General features: G+C 37.0%; 20 protein-coding genes and 4 tRNA genes. 11 read left to right on the forward strand and 13 right to left on the reverse strand.

All coding sequences use genetic code 11. The features are described from left to right. Window positions 1–9 precede the first annotated feature (9 nt). Together psiE and NYR30_RS10345 are read right to left on the reverse strand one after the other, a co-directional pair. A complete protein-coding gene (gene psiE, locus NYR30_RS10340) occupies window positions 10–441 on the reverse strand; it encodes a phosphate-starvation-inducible protein PsiE (RefSeq protein WP_066422102.1) in 432 nt (143 codons plus the stop codon). 2 nt (window positions 442–443) lie between these two features. Continuing rightward, window positions 444–1,142 (reverse strand): 4'-phosphopantetheinyl transferase family protein, encoded by a 699-nt coding sequence (locus tag NYR30_RS10345; protein ID WP_082987449.1) that lies wholly within the window; start codon window positions 1,140–1,142, stop codon window positions 444–446. A gap of 159 nt (window positions 1,143–1,301) precedes the next feature. On the opposite strand from NYR30_RS10345, the gene leuS reads away from it, so the two are divergent. The 3 genes from leuS (at window position 1,302) to holA (ending at window position 5,502) form a co-directional block, all read left to right on the forward strand. After that, window positions 1,302–3,884 (forward strand): leucine--tRNA ligase, encoded by a 2,583-nt coding sequence (gene leuS, locus NYR30_RS10350; protein ID WP_066422101.1) that lies wholly within the window; start codon window positions 1,302–1,304, stop codon window positions 3,882–3,884. An 83-nt stretch (window positions 3,885–3,967) separates the two neighbouring features. Next, complete coding sequence (locus NYR30_RS10355; RefSeq protein WP_066105699.1) at window positions 3,968–4,456, forward strand: LPS-assembly lipoprotein LptE; 489 nt, start codon at window positions 3,968–3,970, stop codon at window positions 4,454–4,456. A gap of 5 nt (window positions 4,457–4,461) precedes the next feature. After that, window positions 4,462–5,502: a DNA polymerase III subunit delta gene (gene holA / locus NYR30_RS10360; RefSeq protein ID WP_082987448.1), complete on the forward strand. Its 1,041-nt coding sequence runs from the start codon at window positions 4,462–4,464 to the stop codon at window positions 5,500–5,502. 5 nt (window positions 5,503–5,507) lie between these two features. On the opposite strand, the gene mutT is transcribed toward holA, so the two are convergent. From mutT to secM, 3 genes are all read right to left on the reverse strand, one after another. Then, window positions 5,508–5,915 carry an 8-oxo-dGTP diphosphatase MutT gene (gene mutT, locus NYR30_RS10365; protein WP_066422100.1) on the reverse strand — a complete coding sequence of 136 codons (408 nt, stop codon included), beginning with the start codon at window positions 5,913–5,915 and terminating at the stop codon, window positions 5,508–5,510. An 83-nt stretch (window positions 5,916–5,998) separates the two neighbouring features. Beyond that, entirely contained in the window at window positions 5,999–8,707 is a 2,709-nt protein-coding gene (gene secA, locus NYR30_RS10370; RefSeq protein ID WP_066422099.1) for a preprotein translocase subunit SecA, read from the reverse strand. A gap of 74 nt (window positions 8,708–8,781) precedes the next feature. Further along, complete coding sequence (gene secM, locus NYR30_RS10375) at window positions 8,782–9,111, reverse strand: secA translation cis-regulator SecM (protein WP_066422098.1); 330 nt, start codon at window positions 9,109–9,111, stop codon at window positions 8,782–8,784. Window positions 9,112–9,208: 97 nt separating this feature from the next. On the opposite strand from secM, the gene NYR30_RS10380 reads away from it, so the two are divergent. Further along, window positions 9,209–9,529 (forward strand): DciA family protein, encoded by a 321-nt coding sequence (locus NYR30_RS10380; protein ID WP_082966118.1) that lies wholly within the window; start codon window positions 9,209–9,211, stop codon window positions 9,527–9,529. Here the strand turns inward: NYR30_RS10380 and NYR30_RS10385 are convergent. The 7 genes from NYR30_RS10385 to NYR30_RS10415 form a co-directional block, all read right to left on the reverse strand. After that, window positions 9,510–10,397, reverse strand: a complete 888-nt coding sequence (locus NYR30_RS10385; protein ID WP_066422097.1) for a Dam family site-specific DNA-(adenine-N6)-methyltransferase — start codon at window positions 10,395–10,397, stop codon at window positions 9,510–9,512. The two genes, NYR30_RS10380 and NYR30_RS10385, sit on opposite strands and share 20 nt — an antisense overlap. Window positions 10,398–10,400: 3 nt before the next feature. Further along, the gene (gene aroB, locus NYR30_RS10390) at window positions 10,401–11,492 is read right to left on the reverse strand and encodes a 3-dehydroquinate synthase (RefSeq protein ID WP_066422096.1); all 1,092 of its coding nucleotides are present in this window, start codon (window positions 11,490–11,492) and stop codon (window positions 10,401–10,403) included. 35 nt (window positions 11,493–11,527) lie between these two features. Further along, a complete protein-coding gene (gene aroK, locus NYR30_RS10395) occupies window positions 11,528–12,055 on the reverse strand; it encodes a shikimate kinase AroK (RefSeq protein ID WP_066105683.1) in 528 nt (175 codons plus the stop codon). A gap of 236 nt (window positions 12,056–12,291) precedes the next feature. Continuing rightward, entirely contained in the window at window positions 12,292–13,437 is a 1,146-nt protein-coding gene (pilQ, locus tag NYR30_RS10400) for a type IV pilus secretin PilQ (protein WP_302500978.1), read from the reverse strand. Then, a complete protein-coding gene (locus tag NYR30_RS10405) occupies window positions 13,437–13,973 on the reverse strand; it encodes a hypothetical protein (RefSeq protein ID WP_066112263.1) in 537 nt (178 codons plus the stop codon). Before NYR30_RS10405 ends, pilQ begins: the two co-directional genes overlap by 1 nt. Next, window positions 13,970–14,542, reverse strand: coding sequence for a hypothetical protein (locus tag NYR30_RS10410; RefSeq protein ID WP_302500981.1), 573 nt, complete (start codon window positions 14,540–14,542; stop codon window positions 13,970–13,972). The genes NYR30_RS10405 and NYR30_RS10410 overlap by 4 nt, the downstream gene beginning before the upstream one ends. Further along, window positions 14,535–15,155 (reverse strand): hypothetical protein, encoded by a 621-nt coding sequence (locus NYR30_RS10415; RefSeq protein ID WP_302500983.1) that lies wholly within the window; start codon window positions 15,153–15,155, stop codon window positions 14,535–14,537. Before NYR30_RS10415 ends, NYR30_RS10410 begins: the two co-directional genes overlap by 8 nt. Before the next feature lie 248 nt (window positions 15,156–15,403). Between NYR30_RS10415 and NYR30_RS10420 the strand changes: the two genes are divergently transcribed. After that, window positions 15,404–17,971, forward strand: coding sequence for a penicillin-binding protein 1A (locus tag NYR30_RS10420; protein WP_302500985.1), 2,568 nt, complete (start codon window positions 15,404–15,406; stop codon window positions 17,969–17,971). Window positions 17,972–18,011: 40 nt separating this feature from the next. Here NYR30_RS10420 and NYR30_RS10425 read toward each other — a convergent pair whose 3' ends face one another. Beyond that, window positions 18,012–18,992: an Asd/ArgC dimerization domain-containing protein gene (locus tag NYR30_RS10425; RefSeq protein WP_066112251.1), complete on the reverse strand. Its 981-nt coding sequence runs from the start codon at window positions 18,990–18,992 to the stop codon at window positions 18,012–18,014. A 68-nt stretch (window positions 18,993–19,060) separates the two neighbouring features. On the opposite strand from NYR30_RS10425, the gene ybaK reads away from it, so the two are divergent. The 6 genes from ybaK to NYR30_RS10455 all read left to right on the forward strand — a co-directional run bounded on the left by ybaK (window position 19,061) and on the right by NYR30_RS10455 (window position 21,197). After that, a complete protein-coding gene (ybaK, locus tag NYR30_RS10430; protein WP_066112248.1) occupies window positions 19,061–19,537 on the forward strand; it encodes a Cys-tRNA(Pro)/Cys-tRNA(Cys) deacylase YbaK in 477 nt (158 codons plus the stop codon). Window positions 19,538–19,708: 171 nt separating this feature from the next. Continuing rightward, window positions 19,709–19,784 (forward strand) — tRNA-Lys (locus NYR30_RS10435). Window positions 19,785–19,807: 23 nt separating this feature from the next. Next, window positions 19,808–19,883 (forward strand) — tRNA-Lys (locus tag NYR30_RS10440). A 22-nt stretch (window positions 19,884–19,905) separates the two neighbouring features. Continuing rightward, window positions 19,906–19,981, forward strand: a tRNA-Lys gene (locus tag NYR30_RS10445). A gap of 22 nt (window positions 19,982–20,003) precedes the next feature. Next, window positions 20,004–20,079 (forward strand) — tRNA-Lys (locus tag NYR30_RS10450). Window positions 20,080–20,561: 482 nt separating this feature from the next. Then, the gene (locus tag NYR30_RS10455) at window positions 20,562–21,197 is read left to right on the forward strand and encodes a TfoX/Sxy family protein (protein ID WP_066422090.1); all 636 of its coding nucleotides are present in this window, start codon (window positions 20,562–20,564) and stop codon (window positions 21,195–21,197) included. Window positions 21,198–21,243 lie beyond the last annotated feature (46 nt).

Genomic DNA, 21,243 nt, shown 5'->3' on the forward strand with positions numbered 1-21,243 from the left:
TCAATTCCTCTATTTTCTTTTTTCTGCGATATTTGTTAAAAAGAGCGCCGCTACCATCAATAAAATTGCGGCTGCTATCGCTAATGTTCCTATCGCACTTGAATGATCCACAATAATTAAGCGAATCATCGCTGTAATCCCAATATATAAAAAGTAACGCAATGGGAAATGGAAGCCTGCATTGAAATATTTCACGATCAATGCCAAAAACTCAAAATACAAAAAATACACCACTATCCGCTCTGCTAACACATAGGCAATCGTGGTATCACTCGCTTTTAAAACAATAATTTCCCCCAATTCAAAGGTTTGTTTACCAAGTAAAATAACCAAAATAACAGAGAGGACAATTAATGCTGCATTGAGAATCCATTGCAATATATTGGCAAATTTAATCCCAAAAGCGTGTTGATCTACATTTTTATGTTGTTCTTCTGTCATGCTCACTCCTGATGAGTCACTGGATATGTAGTCAAAATCATTTTGACTGATGATAATTTTTCCCCACCCCAACCGTAATACTGTATTTTTGCTGATTGATAATTTTCTACAAAACAAGCCAAATAAAATGGCAATGATTGCGCAAAAAGCAAAGTACCTTCCGGCGCTTCTTTGGTAAGAAATTGATGTCGATCGACAGCAAAAACGACCTTCGACAGTGCGCCAATACCACGACCTGTTGCTTTCAGAACGGCTTCCCTAGCACACCAACTTAAATAAAAAGCACCATATTGGTCATAATGTTTTTTCCACCACGCCAATTCCGCAGGTTGCGCATAATATTGCAATAAACGAGATAAGTCGCGGGCCTTTTTAGGATGTTCAATATCAATGCCAACAACTTCATCAGCAGTTGTTCTTTTTAATAAAACCACTGCCACCCAATCTCCCGAATGGCTTAAATTAAAATCAAATTCAGTATTCAACCAAAATGGACGGCCATTATCCGCTCTACCCATTCCTGTTAAATAAACATCTTCTCGATCAATATGTTGCAGCAATTGCCATAATAAAAAATCAGCAATTTGCCGTTCTCGTTTTTTCACAGTGGTTACTTCTGTATTAGGATCAATTAATGGTGGGATCAAATGAAGAGGATATTCTTGATGAATATTTCCCCAAGCAATAAAAACTTCAGACATAGTACAATTATCATCATTACAACATAGTGCAAGTGTACTCAAATTCAGCGCTAATACCAATAATATTTCTATTAATTAACTGCATTTTAAGCTATTCTATACCACATTTTTTAATTCTAAATTTTCACTTAATTATCGGTACTAATAGGACAACTTATCATGCAAGAACAATATCGTCCCGACTTAGTAGAGAGTCGAATTCAAAAATTCTGGCAAGACAATAAAACCTTCAAAGTTCAACAAGATCCACAAAAAGAAAAATATTACTGTTTATCGATGTTCCCTTACCCATCTGGGCGTTTACATATGGGACATGTACGCAATTATACTATCGGTGATGTCGTTTCTCGTTACCAACGTATGAACGGCAAAAATGTGTTACAACCAATCGGTTGGGATTCATTCGGTTTACCGGCAGAAAATGCAGCAATCAAAAACAAAGCTGCACCGGCAACTTGGACTTATGACAATATAGAATATATGAAAAACCAACTTAAAATGTTGGGTTTCAGTTATGATTGGGATCGTGAAATTGCCACTTGTAAACCACAATATTACAAATGGGAACAATGGTTCTTTACTGAGTTGTATAAAAAAGGCTTAATTTATAAAAAGACCTCTACGGTAAACTGGTGTCCTAACGATCAAACTGTATTAGCTAACGAACAAGTGAATGATGGTTGTTGTTGGCGTTGCGATACCCCAGTGGAACAAAAAGAAATTCCACAATGGTTCGTTAAAATTACTGAGTATGCTGAGCAGTTACTACAAGGTTTAGATCAATTACCAGACTGGCCTGATCAAGTAAAAGCAATGCAACGCAACTGGATCGGTCGTTCTGAAGGGGTAGAAATTACCTTCAAGATGCAAGACAGCGATGAAAGCATAACTGTTTATACCACTCGTCCAGATACTTTCTATGGCGTATCTTACCTTGCTGTTGCTGCAGGACACCCTTTAGCAGAACAAGCAGCAAAAGATAATCCTGAACTTACCAAATTCATTCAAGAATGCCGTAATACCAAAGTTGCTGAAGCAGAATTAGCAACAATGGAGAAAAAAGGAATGTTCACTGGTCGTTACGCATTACATCCAATCACTGGCGAAGCCGTACCAGTTTGGGTAGCAAATTTCGTTTTAATGCACTATGGTACTGGCGCCGTAATGGCGGTACCAGCACACGACCAACGTGACTGGGAATTTGCACAAAAATATAACTTACCATTAAAACCAGTTATTACACCTGCTGATGGTAGTGCATTAGATATTAGCAAAGCCGCTTATACCGAACATGGTATTGCGATTAATTCTGCTGAATTTAACGGTTTAGATTTTGAAAAAGCTTTCAATGGTATTGCAGATAAATTAGAAGCAATGGGCGTTGGTAAACGTCAAGTCAATTACCGTTTACGTGACTGGGGAGTTTCACGTCAACGTTATTGGGGTGCACCAATTCCAATGATGACACTCGAAAATGGCGAAGTAGTACCAGTTCCATTAGCTGATTTACCAGTTGTTTTACCGGAAGATGTAGTAATGGACGGGGTACAAAGTCCAATTAAAGCTGATCCAAGTTGGGCAAAAGCAACTTACAATGGTCAACCTGCATTAAGAGAGACTGATACTTTTGATACCTTTATGGAGTCTTCTTGGTACTACGCTCGCTATACCTGCCCAGATTATCAACAAGGTATGTTAAATAGCGAAGAAGCTAACTATTGGCTACCTATTGATCAATATATTGGTGGGATTGAACACGCTACAATGCACTTACTCTATTTCCGTTTCTATCACAAATTGTTACGTGATGCCGACTTATTAGCGTGTGATGAACCTGCAACAAAATTACTTTGCCAAGGTATGGTGCTAGCAGACGCATTCTATTACACCTCAGAAACCAATGAGCGTATTTGGGTATCGCCAACTAAAGTTACCATAACTCGTGATGAAAAAGGACGTATCATTAAAGCAATAGACCCAGAAGGGCATGAATTAGTGCACGCTGGTATGACCAAAATGTCTAAGTCAAAAAATAACGGTATTGACCCACAAGAGATGGTTGAGAAATATGGTGCGGATACCGTACGTCTATTTATGATGTTTGCTTCACCAGCTGAAATGACACTTGAATGGCAAGAGTCTGGTGTAGAAGGTGCTAATCGTTTCCTTCGCCGTCTATGGAAATTAGTTTACGATTATCAACAACAACCAGCAACAACTGCGATTGATGTTAAAGCGTTAAATTCAGAACAAAAAGCATTACGTCGTGATTTACACAAAACCATTGCTAAAGTGAGTGATGACATCGGTCGTCGTCAAACCTTTAATACGGCAATTGCTGCGATAATGGAATTGATGAATAAACTAACCAAAGCTTCATTGGAAACTGAACAAGATAAAGCAGTAATGAAAGAAGCACTAAACGCAGTGGTGAAAATGCTTTATCCAATTACACCACATATCTGCTTCCAATTATGGCAAGACCTTGGTAACCAAGACGTGATCGATTTCTCACCTTGGGTAGTTGCTGATGAAAAAGCAATGGTTGATGATGAAAAATTGGTCGTAGTGCAAGTAAATGGTAAGGTACGTGGAAAAGTAACCGTACCGTCAGCTGCATCTGAAGATGAAATCAAAGCAACGGCAATGGCTGATGAGAATGTGAAAAAACATTTAGATGGATTAAACATCATCAAAGTCATTTATGTTCCAGGTAAATTACTCAGCTTTGTAGCGAAATAATATTCTAATTGCCATATTTATTATTTGGAAATGCCTTAAATGGCATTTCCTTATTGATATGACATAGCTCTAAAGGAATCTCTATGAAAAAGCTAAAACACCTTTTGACTTTATCATTGACCTTATTGTTATCTGCTTGTGGTTTTCATTTTGCCAATGATGCACTTTCACAAAAAGTCTTTAATGAAGTGCAATTAGATACAGGCGATAAATATAGCGACATCTCTATGGCAATGAAAAAAGAGTTACGCTTACGTGGTGTGACTTTAGTTGAGCAAGGTAATGTACCTATCTTACGCTTAAATGGCGTATCGACTGGTGATACTGTCGCTTCTGTATTTAAACAAGGTCGTGAAGCAGAAAGTTTATTAACCTTATCAGTGAGTGCATCATTACAAATGCCCGATAAGAAACGTTATCCAATTAATGTACAGGTTTCTCGTACCTTCTTTGATAACTCTCGTGCTGCATTAGCGAAAAATGCGGAACAACGTACTATCTGGAACGATATGTATCGCCAAGCAGCTCAACAGATTATGATCAAAATGATCAGTATCCAACAACAATATTAATTATTATGATGATAAGGATCTTCCCGAATAAATTAGTTCATTCATTACAACAACAATCCTACCTTGGATATCTGTTAGTTGGGCAAGATCCTTTATTATTGGAAGAAACTAAAGCAACTATCTTGCAATTTGCCAAACAACAAGGTGTAGAACAAAAGCAAGATCTAATCATTGATACCACCACAGATTGGTCGCAACTATTTAATGAACTGCAAACGTTTGGACTTTTCTCGACCAAACAAATCTTTTTTCTCACACTTCCTGAAAATCTTTCTACAGCGTTACAACAACAGTTACAACAATTAGTTTCGCTATTGAATGAAGATGTCATTGTTGTATTACAAATGGCTAATCTCTCTCTTTCAACCGAGAAACAGGCGTGGTTTACCCATTTAAATCAATTGCCAATTTTGCAAATCAATTGTCAAACGCCACCAGCAGAACAATTACCTCAATGGATTAAACAGCGGGCTGCAACAATGTCGTTGGAATTAGAGCCAGCAGCGATCGAGCTTTTAGCTTATAACTATGAAAATAATTTGGCTGCACTCAAACAAGTGCTGCAATTAATGCAATTATTATATCCACAACAGACTATAACTTTATTAAATGCAAATCAGTGTATTGAACAAGCCTCCGTCTTTACTCCGTATCAATTAGTTGATGCGATTTTGCAGGGAAAACAATATCGCGCTGCACGTATCTTAGAACAACTACAAAATGAGGGTGATATTCAGGCGGTTGTGTTACTGCGTATATTGCAAAAAGAACTCTTTTTACTATTAGAATTAGGAACGGAACCTGCTGCCAAAATAACACAAAGCCAACAAATGTTAGCCACGACAGGTTTAAAAGAACGCTTTGACCAACTGCGCATTTGGAAAAATCGTCGTCCATTTTATACTGCGGCACTCCAGCGCCTCTCTTATCATCAGCTCTATCATTTAATTCATTTATTAACAGCATTAGAAAAGACATTAAAACAAAATACAGATACTAATGCTTGGCAAGCGCTACAAGAAATTACCATTACAATGGCGAGTTAGAAAAGTTAATCCTTTTCTGTTTCTGCTAATAGGCGCTGAATGATCTTCACATTCGCTGGTGGGAATTGCCCTACATCCAGTTGTTTTTGTTCCAACCAAAACCCTTCCTGCCCTTCTCTACCGAATGGTTCACCTACCCACTCTTCAACCAAATAGAAATAAAAAGAGATGATTTTTGTTGGATATTCAAATTGAAAATGTTCATACAATTTACTTTGTAAGACAAAAATTCCCACCTCTTCTTCAAGCTCTCGTTTTAACGCTTGCTCAGGCGTTTCACCTTTATCAACTTTACCACCTGGGAATTCCCAAGATTGCGCAAAATCTTTACCTTCTAACCGCTGCGTCAGATAAATTTGCTTAAACTCATTACGAATAATGCCAGCAGCCACTTTAATTAATGGTTTATTCATCGTTCATTTTCCAATTGCTAAAAATAAAGCTGTACATTTGCAAATGTACAGCTTACCTCATTTAAACTACAAAACTAAAACGCTTATTGAATACGTCCATGACAATGTTTGTATTTCTTACCAGAACCACAAGGACAAGGTTCATTACGTCCAATTTTACGTTGTGGTTGCGTAGCTTCATCACCTGATGCAGAAGTATCACTATGATATTGCACTTGAGCTTGTTCAGCCATCTTAGCTGCAGCGGCTGCCGCTTGCATTCTCGCTTGTTCCGCCGCCTCAATCTCTTCCTGAGTACGCACTTGAACCTTAGTTAAAATACTTACCACATTGAATTTCAATGTTTCTAGCATATCGGTGAACATTTGGAACGACTCTTTCTTGTACTCTTGTTTTGGATCTTTTTGTGCGTAACCACGTAAATGAATCCCTTTACGCAAATGATCCATTGCTGAAAGATGTTCTTTCCAAAGTTCGTCTAATGTTTGCAGCATCACGCCTTTTTCAAAATTACGCATGGTTTCTGCACCCACCATTGCCTCTTTCTTCTTGTATTCTTCAATTGCAATCTCGACAATACGTTCACGTAAAGTTTCTTCATGTAAGTTGTGATCTTCATCCAACCATTTTGCAATTGGTAAATCCATATTGAAATCAGTTTTTAAGCGTTTTTCTAAGCCTTCAACATCCCAAAGCTCTTCCAATGATTGCGGTGGAATGTATTGATCAATCACGTTATTAAAGACATCTTGACGAATCACATCAATCGTATCCGAAATATCATCGTTCTCTAATAGATCATTACGCTGCGCATAAATTGCATGACGTTGGTCATTCGCAACATCATCAAATTCCAATAGATTTTTACGTCCATCAAAGTTATGCGCTTCCACTTTCGCTTGTGCTGAAGCAATGACTTTAGTCAGCATCTTAGATTCCATTGCTTCGCCCGGCTCAGAGAAAGCCTTACGCATTAAATTCAATTTACCTTCATTCAGATAAATTCGCATTAACGCATCATCAAGAGAAAGATAGAAACGTGAAGAACCTGGGTCACCTTGACGACCAGAACGACCACGCAACTGGTTATCAATACGACGTGATTCATGGCGTTCTGTACCAATAATATGTAAACCACCTGCTTGCATCACAATATCATGGCGCTCTTGCCACGCTTTTTTGATTGCTTCAATTTGTTCTTCAGTTGGGTTTTCCAATTTCGCAATTTCAGCTTTCCAGTTACCACCAAGCACAATATCTGTACCACGACCAGCCATATTCGTTGCAATAGTCACAGCACCCGGATAACCCGCATCCGCAACGATTTCTGCTTCTTGCGCATGGAATTTCGCATTTAACACATTATGTTTAATGCCTTCTTTTTTCAAAATATCTGATAATAATTCAGATTTTTCGATAGACACTGTCCCGACTAAGACAGGCTGTTTTCTCGCTACACAATCCTTGATGTCTTCAACAATCGCTTTGAATTTATCTTCTTCGCTCTTAAACATTAAGTCGGTACGATCGTCACGAATCATTGGTTTATTAGTTGGAATAACAATGGTTTCTAAGCCATAAATTTGTTGGAACTCAAAAGCCTCTGTATCTGCAGTTCCTGTCATTCCGGCTAATTTTTCATAAAGACGGAAGTAATTCTGATAAGTAATTGATGCTACTGTTTGGTTTTCACTTTGGATTTTTACCCCTTCTTTCGCTTCAATTGCTTGGTGTAAACCATCTGACCAACGACGTCCTGCCATCGTACGTCCAGTATGTTCATCCACAATCACAATTTCGCCATCTTTCACAATATAATCAACATTACGTTCAAATAGTGAGTGCGCACGCAATGCAGCATAAACGTGATGTAATAGAGTAATTTTTGCAGGTGAATATAAAGATTCATCCTCTTTCATCAAACCAGCCTGCATCAATAATTTTTCAATTTTGATTTGACCACGCTCGGTTAAATAAGCTTGTTTATTTTTCAAATCAACAGTGTAATCACCATCGCCTTGGAACTCATCGCTATCTTCTTTATCTTGTTTAATTAATTGTGGAATTAACTTGTCAATCGCGATGTAGAGTTCTGAACTATCTTCTGCTTGTCCAGAAATAATTAACGGTGTACGTGCTTCATCAATTAAAATTGAGTCCACTTCATCGACTAACGCATAGTGTAACGGACGTTGGAAACGCTCATTCATACTATGTGCCAAATTATCACGCAAATAGTCAAAACCTAATTCACTGTTAGTCGCATAGGTAATATCAGCCGCATAAGCAGCACGTTTTTCTTCTGGCGGTAATCCAGGAATATTTACCCCAACTGTCATTCCTAAAAATTCAAATAACGGACGGTTTGTTTCCGCATCACGACGAGCAAGGTAATCGTTCACTGTTACCACGTGCACGCCTTTACCTGTTAACGCATTCAAATAACAAGGTAATGTTGCCGTTAACGTTTTCCCTTCCCCAGTACGCATTTCTGCGATACAGCGATTATTTAAAACCATTCCCCCAATTAATTGCACATCAAATGGACGCAACCCCAACACACGTTTACTTGCTTCACGCACAGTAGCAAACGCTTCTGGTAATAACTGATCTAAAGTTTCCCCTTTTTCTAAACGATCGCGAAACTCGGCAGTTTTGGCTTTTAATTCATCATCTGACAATTCAGAAAATTTAGGTTCTAATTTATTGATTTGTGCTACACGTTTATTTAAACGACGTAAAATGCGGTCATTACGACTACCAAAAATTTTTCTTGCAATAGCTAATAACATAATAATTTCTTTTCTTGTTACAAAATAAAACTTACTGACTGCTCTAGTCAGCACACCAAAATATAAACTCTCATTTAACTTTGATATGTCGGGCCAGCACGAATCGAAATTTGATAACGATTAATTTGTGGTAGCCTATGTTGCTGCATCACCTGTAACACTGGCTGAACTTTAATTTTTTGACGTGAAACAATAGTTTGTTGCTGTACTTTCTTTAACAACAAAAAATGTAAATTAAATTGTTGCTGTTGATTAACCGCAACGGTTTGATTAGCTTCTAATGGAGTTATTGTTAGATGTTCCGGCTGTTCAGCATGGAGCGGTAAAAAAAACAGTGTCAAAACGCTCAATAAAAGCCGCTGCCACAACGTTTTTATTCCGACTTTCGTTAATTGATAATCCACAATAATAAACCTAACAACACCTCTAAAAATAACCAGTGACGATTATAGAATAATTCCTCTATAATGTCATACAAATTGCTTGGATCAAGGCGGTAAGATGTCAACCAATAAAAATATTCGCAACCAAAAAGTGATGAATGTAAATGATATCTTACAACGTTCTTCACTCTCTTCGCTTATTGAGCGCCATAATCATCTACAACAATTTTATCAAGATATTGAAAAACTGATTCCAGCACAATTTCGTGGAAAAATGAGATTAGCTGAATTAACGGAAAATTCTATTCTATTTCATGTGGCAAATGGTGTTGTTTATCAGAGTTTACTATTTCAACAAGCACAATTATTAGCCAACATTCAACAACAATATCCCAATATCAAACAATTAACATTTAAAGTTATTCCAAGTTTGAGTTAGCCATTTTCTGCTGCCATTTGGCTAAATATTGTGGTGAAAATAGCGCAATTAACTCTTTTACTTTCACTCGTTTTTCGCTCGATTGACTGATAGAACGCTGCACCTTAATTTTTTTGATTTTCGCTCCTTGATACAAAGCTCGAGTAAACAGCGTGTCATGATTAGAAATTAATACCGTAGCATTTTGTTGTAGCGCTATTGCACGAGCCACATCCGCAAGTTCTTGCTGTTGTAATAGACTAAATTCATTACCTGCATAACGAGTAAAATTGGATTCTTGCTGTAACGGCGCATAAGGAGGATCACAGTAAATCACACTTTGCTCAGTTGCCAAGGCAAAAGTTTCTTGGAATGAAGCGCAAATAAATTTAGCCTGAGCCGCTTTTTCAGCAAAATAGCGCAATTCATTTTCAGGGAAATAATGTTGCCGATAAGCGCCAAAAGGCACATTAAACTCATTGTCACTGTTGTAACGACACAAGCCATTAAAACCAAAACGATTCAAATAAAGAAAGATCGTCGCTCGTCGCCAAAGATCTGCACTCTGATTAAATTCATCTCGTAATGCATAGTAACGTAATGCGGTATTCGCTTCAGGATGAATAAATAACGCTCTTGTATCCCGAATATATTGATCAACATCGGCTTTAACAAGATTAAATAAATTAATTAAATCAGGATTAATATCAGCAAGTAAATATTGTGAAAAATCGCTGTTGAGAAAAACCGTCCCCGCGCCAACAAAAGGTTCAATTAATTGGCTTTTACCTTTTGGATAAAGGCTTTTAATCTCATCAATTAAACGGTATTTCCCACCAGCCCATTTTAAAAACGAACGATGTTTTACTGAATGTATTTTGTGCGACATGGATTAGTGGCTACGGATACAATCTTGAATCGCTTGCAACACCAACGCTTTCTCAACATCAGCAGTCACATAAGCTTGCCCTAATGATTTCAATAAGACTAAGCGTAATTTCCCTGCTAACACTTTCTTATCACGCATCATATGAGGCAAATACTCTTCTGCTGTCATTTGCTCTGGCGAGAGAACTGGTAAATTAGCCGCTAGTAACAATGCTTGTAAGCGTTCAACATCTGTAATTGTTAGATCACCAAAACGATAAGACAAATAGGCAGCCATCATCATTCCCGCTGATACAGCTTCACCATGCAACCATTCGCCATAACCGAGATGTGCTTCAATAGCGTGACCAAATGTATGCCCTAAATTAAGTAACGCACGCTCACCTTGTTCAGTTTCATCTTTCGCCACAGTCTCTGCTTTTAACTCGCAGCAACGTTGAATGCAATATTGCATTGCTTGTGCGTTTAGCTTAGTTAAAGCGCTAATATTTTGTTCTAACCAAACAAAAAAATCGTTATCTAAAATTGCGCCATATTTAATCACTTCAGCTAAACCCGCACTTACTTCACGAGCTGGTAATGTATGCAAAGTATCAGTATCGATAATAACTTTAGCTGGTTGATAAAATGCACCTATCATATTTTTGCCGAGCGGATGATTAACGGCTGTTTTACCGCCGACAGAAGAATCAACTTGTGCTAATAGTGTAGTTGGAACTTGAATAAAACGAACACCGCGTTGATAAGAAGCTGCAGCAAAACCAGCCACGTCGCCAATTACTCCACCACCTAATGCCAAAATGGTGGTATCACGTCCATGTCTTTCTTGAAGTAATGCGGTAAAAATAAGATTGAGTGAATCCAATGTTTTATATTGTTCACCATCAGGCAATAACACTTCACTCACTTGGCACCCGACTTTCTCCAAGGCTGCACGCACTGTTCGTAAATAATGCGCTGCCACTGTAGGATTAGTCACGATCATGACTTTGTCGCCAGACTTTAAAGGATAGTAACTACTTGGCTCTGTCAATAATCCTGCTCCAATACTAATTGGATAACGTCTTTCTTTGAGTTCTACGTAAACATCTACCATTTTTCTATCCTTTAAAGCGTTAATATCGCTATTGATTAACCAGTAAAATTCTCTAACAAATCAATGATATTATTCGCCATTAATTTGGCACTTTGATCATCAGTTTGTAAGGTAATATCGGCAATTTCTTCATATAGCGGTGTACGAATTTTCGCTAAATCTTCTAACACTTGGCGTGGATCTTCAACACCTTGTAATAAAGGGCGTTTTTTATCACGCAATGTACGTTGATGTTGTTTTTCAACGGTAGTTTCAAGATAAATCACAATGCCACGTGCTGAAAGATGGTTACGGTTTTCTTTTGACATCACTGCACCGCCACCTGTTGATAAAACTACACCTTGACGTTGCGTTAATTCATTGATAATTCTTTCTTCTCTTTTTCTAAAGCCTTCTTCGCCTTCAACGTCAAAAATCCAACCAATATCAGCACCCGCACGTTGTTCAATCTCAGTATCTGAGTCCACAAAATCCATACTTAATAACTGAGCAAGTTGACGACCAATCGTACTTTTTCCTGCTCCCATAGGGCCAATTAAAAAAATATTTCTTTTTTCTGCCATGTTTTTTATCGTTCTAAATGATTTAAAGATAAATGAATAGTTTGATCTTTGAGTGTGTGTAACTCAATCTAAGTTACTCAATTTATGTTGTTTTTACTGCAAAAGAAAAAGAATACCGAAGTATTCTTCTATAATCACAACACTCAAAAGATCCCCAAGACCTCGAATGTTCATTGAGATAGCGTGATATTATCTCAATAAATAGGCGCATTTTTCAACCTCACATTGAATTTTTATCAAAGATTATTCTTTTGCATAAAGTCATCTTTGCGTTTTTGATAATTCTCTAATGTTTCTGCTGCATTATGGATAATTCTTGGGGTAATAAAGATGACTAATTCTCTCTTCTGATGGCGTTCAGTTTTACTGCGAAATAATTTTCCCAATACGGGCAAATCACCTAATAAAGGTACCTTATTTTCACCTTTTCCCATTAAGTCGTGAAAAATACCACCCAGTACAACCGTTTCACCATCCTTGACCATAACCTGTGACTGTACTTCCTGTTTATCAATTGTCACAACTTGCCCTGCACCATACGGAATACTTGCACCTGCCGAGTTTTGTGTTACAACTAGATCTAAAGCAATCATTCCTTGATGCAAAATTTGCGGTGTAACTTCCAACCCTAATACCGCTTCTTTAAACTCAATATGTGTACGGCTACTCCGTTCCGTATCATCTTCAATTACATAAGGAATTTCTGAACCTTGTTTAATCACAGCTCGTTTTTGATTAGAGGTTAATAAGTGCGGACTAGCAATAATCTCCACATTATTTTCTTGTTCCAATGCCTTTAATTCTAAATCTAATAAACGTCCATGGATTTTTGCTACTTGTAATGCAATAGATGCTGCTTCAGAACTAGTTGAGAAATTCACATTTAGATGCGCATTTAAATTTTCTGTGCCAAAACTATCTAGCTTTGCAGCAACTTTATGAAAATTATCTGCATTACTAAACATCCCCCAACGCACACCCAACTCATTTAAACTTTCATTATTTATGGTGACAATCCTTGCTTCAATTGCAATTTGCTCACCCGGCTTATCCAATTGAGCAATTAATTTTCGAAATTGTGCAATCTGCTTTTTATCTCCTTTTACTAAAATCAAATTATTACGAGGTTCAACACTAAAACCAGACAATGATGACAATAATCCGCCACCATTTTCACTAAATACTTTTGCCAGTTCATTCACTTGAATATATTTCACTGCAATAGCTTCAAATTCATCGGCAGCCATATTCACATCATCAACAGGAAGATCATTGACAAAACTAAGTGTGACTGTATCGAAAAAAGGATCCTTGATAGAGGGTTTCGCAAAGGCATCCATTGCGAACGCGACACATAACAGAGAAAACATTAACGATTTCATCAGCGTAACTCCTCAGAAAATAGATGAATGGAGATGGACAACAAACCATGTGAATCAGGATCAGGATTACGTTCTATCTGAATCGAAGAAATCGCCCAATTAGCCAAAATGGATTGGAATAGTAAATCAAAATGTTCAATAAAAGATTGAAATGCAATATGCAAACGTAAGTCAACACGTAATAAATCCTTGTTACTCATTTGCATATCAAAAGTGAAAGCTTGTTCGCTACTTAATTCCGTTAAATCTTGATGTAATTTATCCAGTTTTTGCGTATTTTTTTGTGAATCTCTGCCTTCACTTACTCGCTGTTGCAATAACTGTAAAATTTGCTGCTGTTTATGCTCCAAACTAGTTAATTCCACTAGAGTTTGTTTTAATGCTGAAATACGTTGATGTATTGTCCAGTTTTGCCACAATGGATAAGCAACAATCGAAACCAATAGCAATAACCAAACTAAATACAACATATAATTAGGTAAATACAACAAATACCAATGCAGACCTTTGGGATACTTTAAAGGTAATTTTGTCATTCATTTCCCTCTTTTTTGTTGAAACGTAATGTAAACTGATATTGTTTTTGTGCGTTCTGGACAAGTGTTCCAGGTTCCAGCTCCAGTGGATAAGGCCAATGCGAAAGTAAATATTGTTGTAGTTGATAAAATTCCTGTTGCGCAATATCTTCCCCTGCAATCATAAAATGCAGTTTATTCTTCTGTTCTCCAACAAAAGGGTTAATTTCTATTTGCGCTAAAGCCAAGCGTCCCTGATTGCCTAAAGGTAGGTGCGACAGTATTTGCGTAAAATGAATGATGTCGGTTAATGGGATTTTCTCCAGTTGTAATTGATGATTTAATAACTGGCGTTGTTTATGTTGTGCCTGTTCAATTTGTTGTAAATTTTGTCTCAGTCGTTGCTGTTGTTGTTGCAACTTTTGGTATATAGAATCTTGCCGCTGAAAATCTTGCAACAAATAATAATTCACTGTCACAGCTAGCAGGATCAACAGTAACAATAAGCTTGTTAATAAGCGGTAACGTTTGCTGTGATGTAACTTTCGCCAATTTAATAAATTGATCTCCATTCGATATTGACTAAACATCTAACCCCCATAAAGCACAGCCTAATGTAATAAACTCTCCTGCTGCCATTGTTGGCAAGATTTGTACCTCATCTCGTTGCTCAATAACGGTGAAATCAATTTCTGTTTGTTCCGCTGTTTGCAAGATAATAATGCTGGAACAGTTTTGAGCAAAAGTACTCGCCAACTTATGCCAACTCGCGGAAAAATCCTCTTGTGAAAACAACATTTCCGTTTTATTTGGTGAATCAACCAGAAAAATTAACTGTTCGGCACAAAAGCAATACAATACCTTCTCCTGCTGACTTTTCCCTGATAAATAACGAAATGCCCTTAATAAAGTTCGCGGTAAAACATCTAATACTTGTAATGAAAGAGGAGAATATTTGCCTAATTCTTGTTCTGCACTTTGCTGTTTAATCACATAAACATCTAAAGATTCCTGTCGATACAGATAATCAAACCAAATTGGTGCACCATCATTAGGAAGATCATTTTCTAAAATATGATACAGTTGCTGTTCTAAAGCATACTGATGCAATGGTTGTGATACATACACACTTTTTCGCCAAATTAAATGCTGTGGTAATACAGAAATAAAAACAATCTGTTGTAAATGACAACGATACTGCACAGTCAGTAGTTCTATTAACTCATTTATAGTTGACGCTACTCCCGAGTTAATTTCATCATCAGCAGTTATTAAAGTATAATAAAAACAATTAGATACAAAAAACACTCCTACTCTTATTGAGTGTTTTTTAGCTTTTTTTCGTGGAGGAAATGCAACTTTCATCGTATAATCAACACTCAAATTAAAAAACACAAGTACACTTTACTTTCGTTTATTACCTTTATTTCTATATAGAGAGTCTTTTTTCGATGAAGATCGTAAAATTAATATTTAGTTCTATTTTGACTTTATTTGTTATCGGCTGTGTAGCCGGTGGTTTGTTCTATTTTCACATCAAATCACAACTACCTGATGTGAATGAATTAAAAAATGTTGAATTACAACAACCAATGCAGATCTTTACTGCTGATGGAAAACTTATCGGTGAAGTTGGTGAACAACGTCGTATTCCAGTACCTTTAGCACAAATTCCACAGCAAATGATCAATGCAGTAATCGCAACAGAAGATAGCCGTTTTTATGAGCATCATGGTATTGATCCAATCGGGATTGCTCGTGCATTAAAAGTCGCTATTACTTCTGGCGGTGCTTCTCAAGGCGCAAGTACTATCACCCAACAAGTAGCACGTAACTTCTTTCTTACGCCAGAAAAAAAATTAATTCGTAAGATTAAAGAAGCAGTTCTCGCTATCGATATTGAAAACAATTTAACTAAAAATGAAATTTTAGAACTCTATCTCAACAAAATTTATCTTGGATATCGTGCTTATGGTGTGGCTGCTGCCGCACAAACCTATTTTGGTAAAACCTTAGATCAATTAACATTAAGTGAAATTGCAGTATTAGCTGGGCTACCAAAAGCGCCTTCCACAATGAACCCACTCTATTCATTAAAACGAGCTACAGAACGCCGAAATATCGTACTTAGCCGTATGTTAGATGAAAACTACATCACTCCAGACCAATACAAACAAGCGTTACAAGAGCCTATTGTCGCTAGCTATCATGGCTCAAAGCTCGATCTTCATGCCGATTATGTCGTCGAAGCCGTTCGTCAAGAAATGGTAAAACTATACGGTGAAGAACAAGCCTATACTAAAGGTTATCAAGTATTTACTACGATCAATTCAGCAGATCAATTAAATGCACAACAAGCTTTAAGAAATAACTTATTAGCTTATGATATGCGCCATGGCTATCGTAAAAACGCTACCTTATGGAAAGCTGATGAAACAGCTTGGGATAAAGAAAGAATTATCGGATTCCTAAATAAACAGCCTGCTGCCGATCCATTACAACCAGCTGCAGTCCTAGAAGTAAAAAATGCTCAAGCTCAAGCAATGTTAGCCAATGGCGAAACCATTACCTTAAATCAAAATGCAGTCAAATGGGCTGGCAACATCAATAAAATTTTACATGTTGGTGATATGATTTGGGTTATGCAAGATAGCAAACAACAATGGGTTTTACGCCAAATTCCAATTGCTAACTCAGGTATGATTTCATTAAACAGTTCTAATGGTGCTATTGAAGCGATGGTGGGCGGTTTTAGTTTTGCAATCAGCAAATTCAATCGTGCCACTCAATCTATGGTTCAAGTGGGATCGTCTATCAAACCTTTTATTTATACTGCAGCTTTAGATAAAGGCTTAACTCTCGCAACCATCTTGAATGATGCACCAATTACCTTGCGTAAAGCGGGTCAGGCACCTTGGCAACCAAAAAATTCACCAAATGTATTTAATGGACCGCTACGTTTACGTGTTGGTTTAGGATTATCAAAGAACGTTATGATGGTACGTGCGGTAAATATGGTAGGCATCGACTATATTGCTGATTACCTACAACGTTTTGGTTTCCAAAAAAATCAATACGCAGCAACTGAAGCACTTGCTCTCGGGGCAGCTTCTTTTACACCTTTAGAAATGGCTAGAGGTTATGCGGTTATTGATAATGGTGGCTTCTTGATTGATCCTTATATTATCCAATCTATTAAAGATAATACTGGCAAAGAAATTTTTGTCGCTAAACCAAAAATTGCTTGCTTCCAATGTAGTGATAAACAAGTTCCAGTAATTTATGGTGAAGTTAAGCCGATTGATTTCCTTTCTTTGAAAGTAGATAACTCTGCCACTGAAAATTCAGCACCAGATACGCCATTATCATCTAATACTGATGTGGATGAAGATAACAGTGAGGCTGTGCCAGATGTTCCTGAATTAAACACTAATAATGTGAAATTAGAAAATGCACCAAGTTTATTAGGTGAAAATGGTAATGACACCAAACAAACTGATGAACCTCAATATGCACCACGAGTCATCAGCGGCAAAATTGCTTTCCTAATGCGTAGCGCTTTAAATTCTGGTATTTATGGCGAACCTGGTGGTAACTGGACAGGTACCAGCTGGCGCGGTAAATCAATTGGACGTCCTGATATCGGTGGTAAAACAGGGACAACTAATAATTCCAAAGTTGCATGGTATGTTGGTTATGGCTCAAATTTAGTGACCTCAGTTTATATCGGCTTTGATGATAATAAATTAGATCTTGGACGCGGTGAGTCAGGTGGTAAATCAGCGATGCCAGCTTGGGTTGATTATATGACCAATGCATTAAAATCACTGCCAGTGAGAGAAGATCCTATTCCAGATGGCGTTATTCAAAAACGAATTTCGATGGAAAATGGCTTATTAACCGATTCTGGTGGTAGATTAGAGTACTTTATTGAAGGAACAGAACCAACACAACACTATGTTCCAGAACAAGGTAATCAAATTATTAACAGTCAAGGAGAAGTCAAAGAACTTTTCTAACAACGATCAAAAGGGGCTAAATGCCCCTTTTTACTAAGTATTATGCTTGTACTACTAGCTGTAATAATTCAATTGCCAATCTAGCTCTGGCAAATCCACGTTCATCGCTAACTGCCCATAGATTTAATTGTTCATCTTCACTAGCTACCTGACCAATATGTAATTTTGGTAACTGTTCGGCGTTTTCTTCTGTTTCCCCATTAATCACTGGTGTAACAATTTGTTCAGGATGATATTGCAACAACTCATTTTGTTGCCAACTTAACATTGGATCAAATTGTTCAAGATCATAACCTGATACGGCAATCATTTGAGAAAAACCATAAAATACTGGCACTTGTACTTGATGCTCAATAAATTGTCCTGAAAAAGTTGGTAATACTTTCGCTAATAAAAGGCGTTGTTTATTCACTTCTTCTCGATGCGATATCGGTGCCACATCAAAAGCCAATCGTTGCTGTTCTTCACTTAATGGTACGCCATTTAATAATTGGGCTGTTTGCCCTACTAATTCTTTCACTTTCTCTTCACCAAAATAAGACATTGGCAACAAAGACGTTACTGTTAGCTGAGTAATTTGATACTGTTGCAATAGCGGTTTCAGGATAAGTGCTAATTGACAAATCTGCGGATTAGGTAACGAAACAATATTTCGTTGTCTAAGATCCGCTAACATATCTTCATTTACCGTTGGTACTACTGCTGGAATATCGCTCAAATATGCACATATTCCTAACACATCAATAGATATACAGCCTGCTTCTGCCGCTGCCGCTAAATGAGGAACTTGTTCTAAACTGCCCGCAAACAATAGATAGTCATATTCTTTCCAATCAACATCAGCAAAACTTAATTGCTCCACATACTTTCCATTGAAACGAATATTTTGTTCTTCAGAAAACTTTTGCGCTTCAACAACGGTTACTGTTGCGGAAGCTAACGAACTTTCTTCTAAAATCGTGACTAGCTTTTCAGCTAGAGCAAAATCTGCTGCAATCACAATATTTAAACTTGAATTCATTTTATTCTCCATGCTACTCTTCGGCTGGCTATTCTAACAAATTAACATTTAAGACGGGAATGTTTTCCATGACACCGGCAATTAACTTATTAAAAAAACAAAAAATTTCATTTCAAATTCACCAATATGATCATGATCCTAACAATACTCACTTCGGTAAAGAGGCTGTTGAAAAATTAAATTTATCACCACTACAAACTTACAAAACCTTATTAGTTACTGCTAATGGTGATGATAAACAACTTGCAGTGATGGTAGTGCCTGTCGCTTACAATTTAAGTCTAAAAAAGGCTGCGAAAGCATTAGGAGTAAAAAAAGTAGATTTAGCAGATAAACATCTTGCTGAGAAAGTCACTGGTTATCTTGTTGGCGGTATTAGCCCATTAGGACAAAAAAAACGTTTACCTACGGTTATCTCTGCTACTGCACAAGAATTTGATACTATTTTTATTTCTGGTGGTAAGCGAGGTATTGATATCGAATTAAATCCACAAGATCTTGCTAAACTTACACAGGCTAACTTTGTGGATATTAATGAGGAATAATCCATATACACCTTGAAATTCCTCAGGATTTCTCATGGGAATTAGCACAATTAGGTTATTTTTCAAACAAACTGGTTTTGATTGCACCAAACAGCAAAAAATCTCAAAATTTTTATTGATTAGTTCCTGAAAATCAGTATTATAAGCACCCGTTGCGATATGGTAACGCTTGGGTCGTTAGCTCAGTCGGTAGAGCAGCGGACTTTTAATCCGTTGGTCGAAGGTTCGAATCCTTCACGACCCACCATTCATTCCATATTTTACCCTTAAGGGTCGTTAGCTCAGTCGGTAGAGCAGCGGACTTTTAATCCGTTGGTCGAAGGTTCGAATCCTTCACGACCCACCACTTAACACTTATTTATTTAAGTGGGTTATTAGCTCAGTTGGTAGAGCAGCGGACTCTTAATCCGTCGGTCGAAGGTTCGAGCCCTTCATGACCCACCACTACATTAACTCACCTTACGACGGGTCGTTAGCTCAGTCGGTAGAGCAGCGGACTTTTAATCCGTTGGTCGAAGGTTCGAATCCTTCACGACCCACCATTAAATTTAATTATAATAAGTATATTCTAGAAACCTGTTTTAAACCTAGCAGTCATCTCATAAGTCAAAAGGGCGATATTCCTCTATAATCACCCATTAGTTAATAATACTTTCTTTTAACACTTACTATAGTAAGCAAAACATCCTTGACTATCACTCTTACTTGTTCATCTTTCACATTTCAAATAATGCTTCAACATCGGATTCTTTTTTTGAAGATAAAACTATTCTTTCTGCATCAAAATTCATTTCCTTTTGAGTTATGAAGCGATCTCTAATTAATAAATTTGCCATTACAGCTAAAATTATCAGTTAGAATCCCCCTATTTTTTCCGATCTTTTTTCAATTTATCGATTCAGTTCACATTTTTAATATTTTATTAACAAAATGTTTTTGTTAATTAACATTTGTTGTTATATTAACTTCGCTGTACCTTTCTAACCTTTATTTCAGTGTTGTTCTTAATATTTAGGAGATTTTTATGAAAAAATTCACCCAAACGGAAATTAACACTGCTTTTATCAGCCAGAAATTAACCAAGTTAATTGGTCCTGTGACAGTTAAAAGCTTATTTAATGGATACGGCGTTTTCAAGAATGAACATATGTTTGGTATTTATCAAAGAAAATTTTTCTATATCAGGGCTACAAAAGAATTTGCAGCTCTATTACTCAAATTAGGGGCTACTCCTTGCCCTTATACATCATCATCTGCAGCACAGTATTTTTATCTTCCTGATGAAATTACGCAAGATGATGAGAAATATCGCTTATACCTTAACTTATCTATTGCTCAAGTAGCATATGAAAAGAAGCGAAAAAAGAAAAAGAAACAATCTCAAATCAGGGATTTACCCAATCTAAGCATAAAACATGAACGGCTTTTAGGCAGAATTGGTGTAAGAAATGTAAAAGAGTTCAAGAGACGTGGACCTGCAAAGATCTTTACACAGCTAAAAGGTATCATCTTAATAGAAGGCCTTGGCCTATACTGGAAGCTAGTTGGTGCTTTATATCTTAAACATGATTCACTATTGACACGTGAAGAAAAAGAAGAGCATTTGAGATTGTTGAATATAGCACTAGCCCAAGAAAACTATCCTCAAGAAACGTTATAAATATAATGATTTCTTGTAGCTTTCTTAATTAGTACTATGACTAATA

Origin of the sequence: Gallibacterium salpingitidis (assembly GCF_030517105.1) — a bacterium.
Taxonomy (GTDB): domain Bacteria; phylum Pseudomonadota; class Gammaproteobacteria; order Enterobacterales; family Pasteurellaceae; genus Gallibacterium; species Gallibacterium salpingitidis.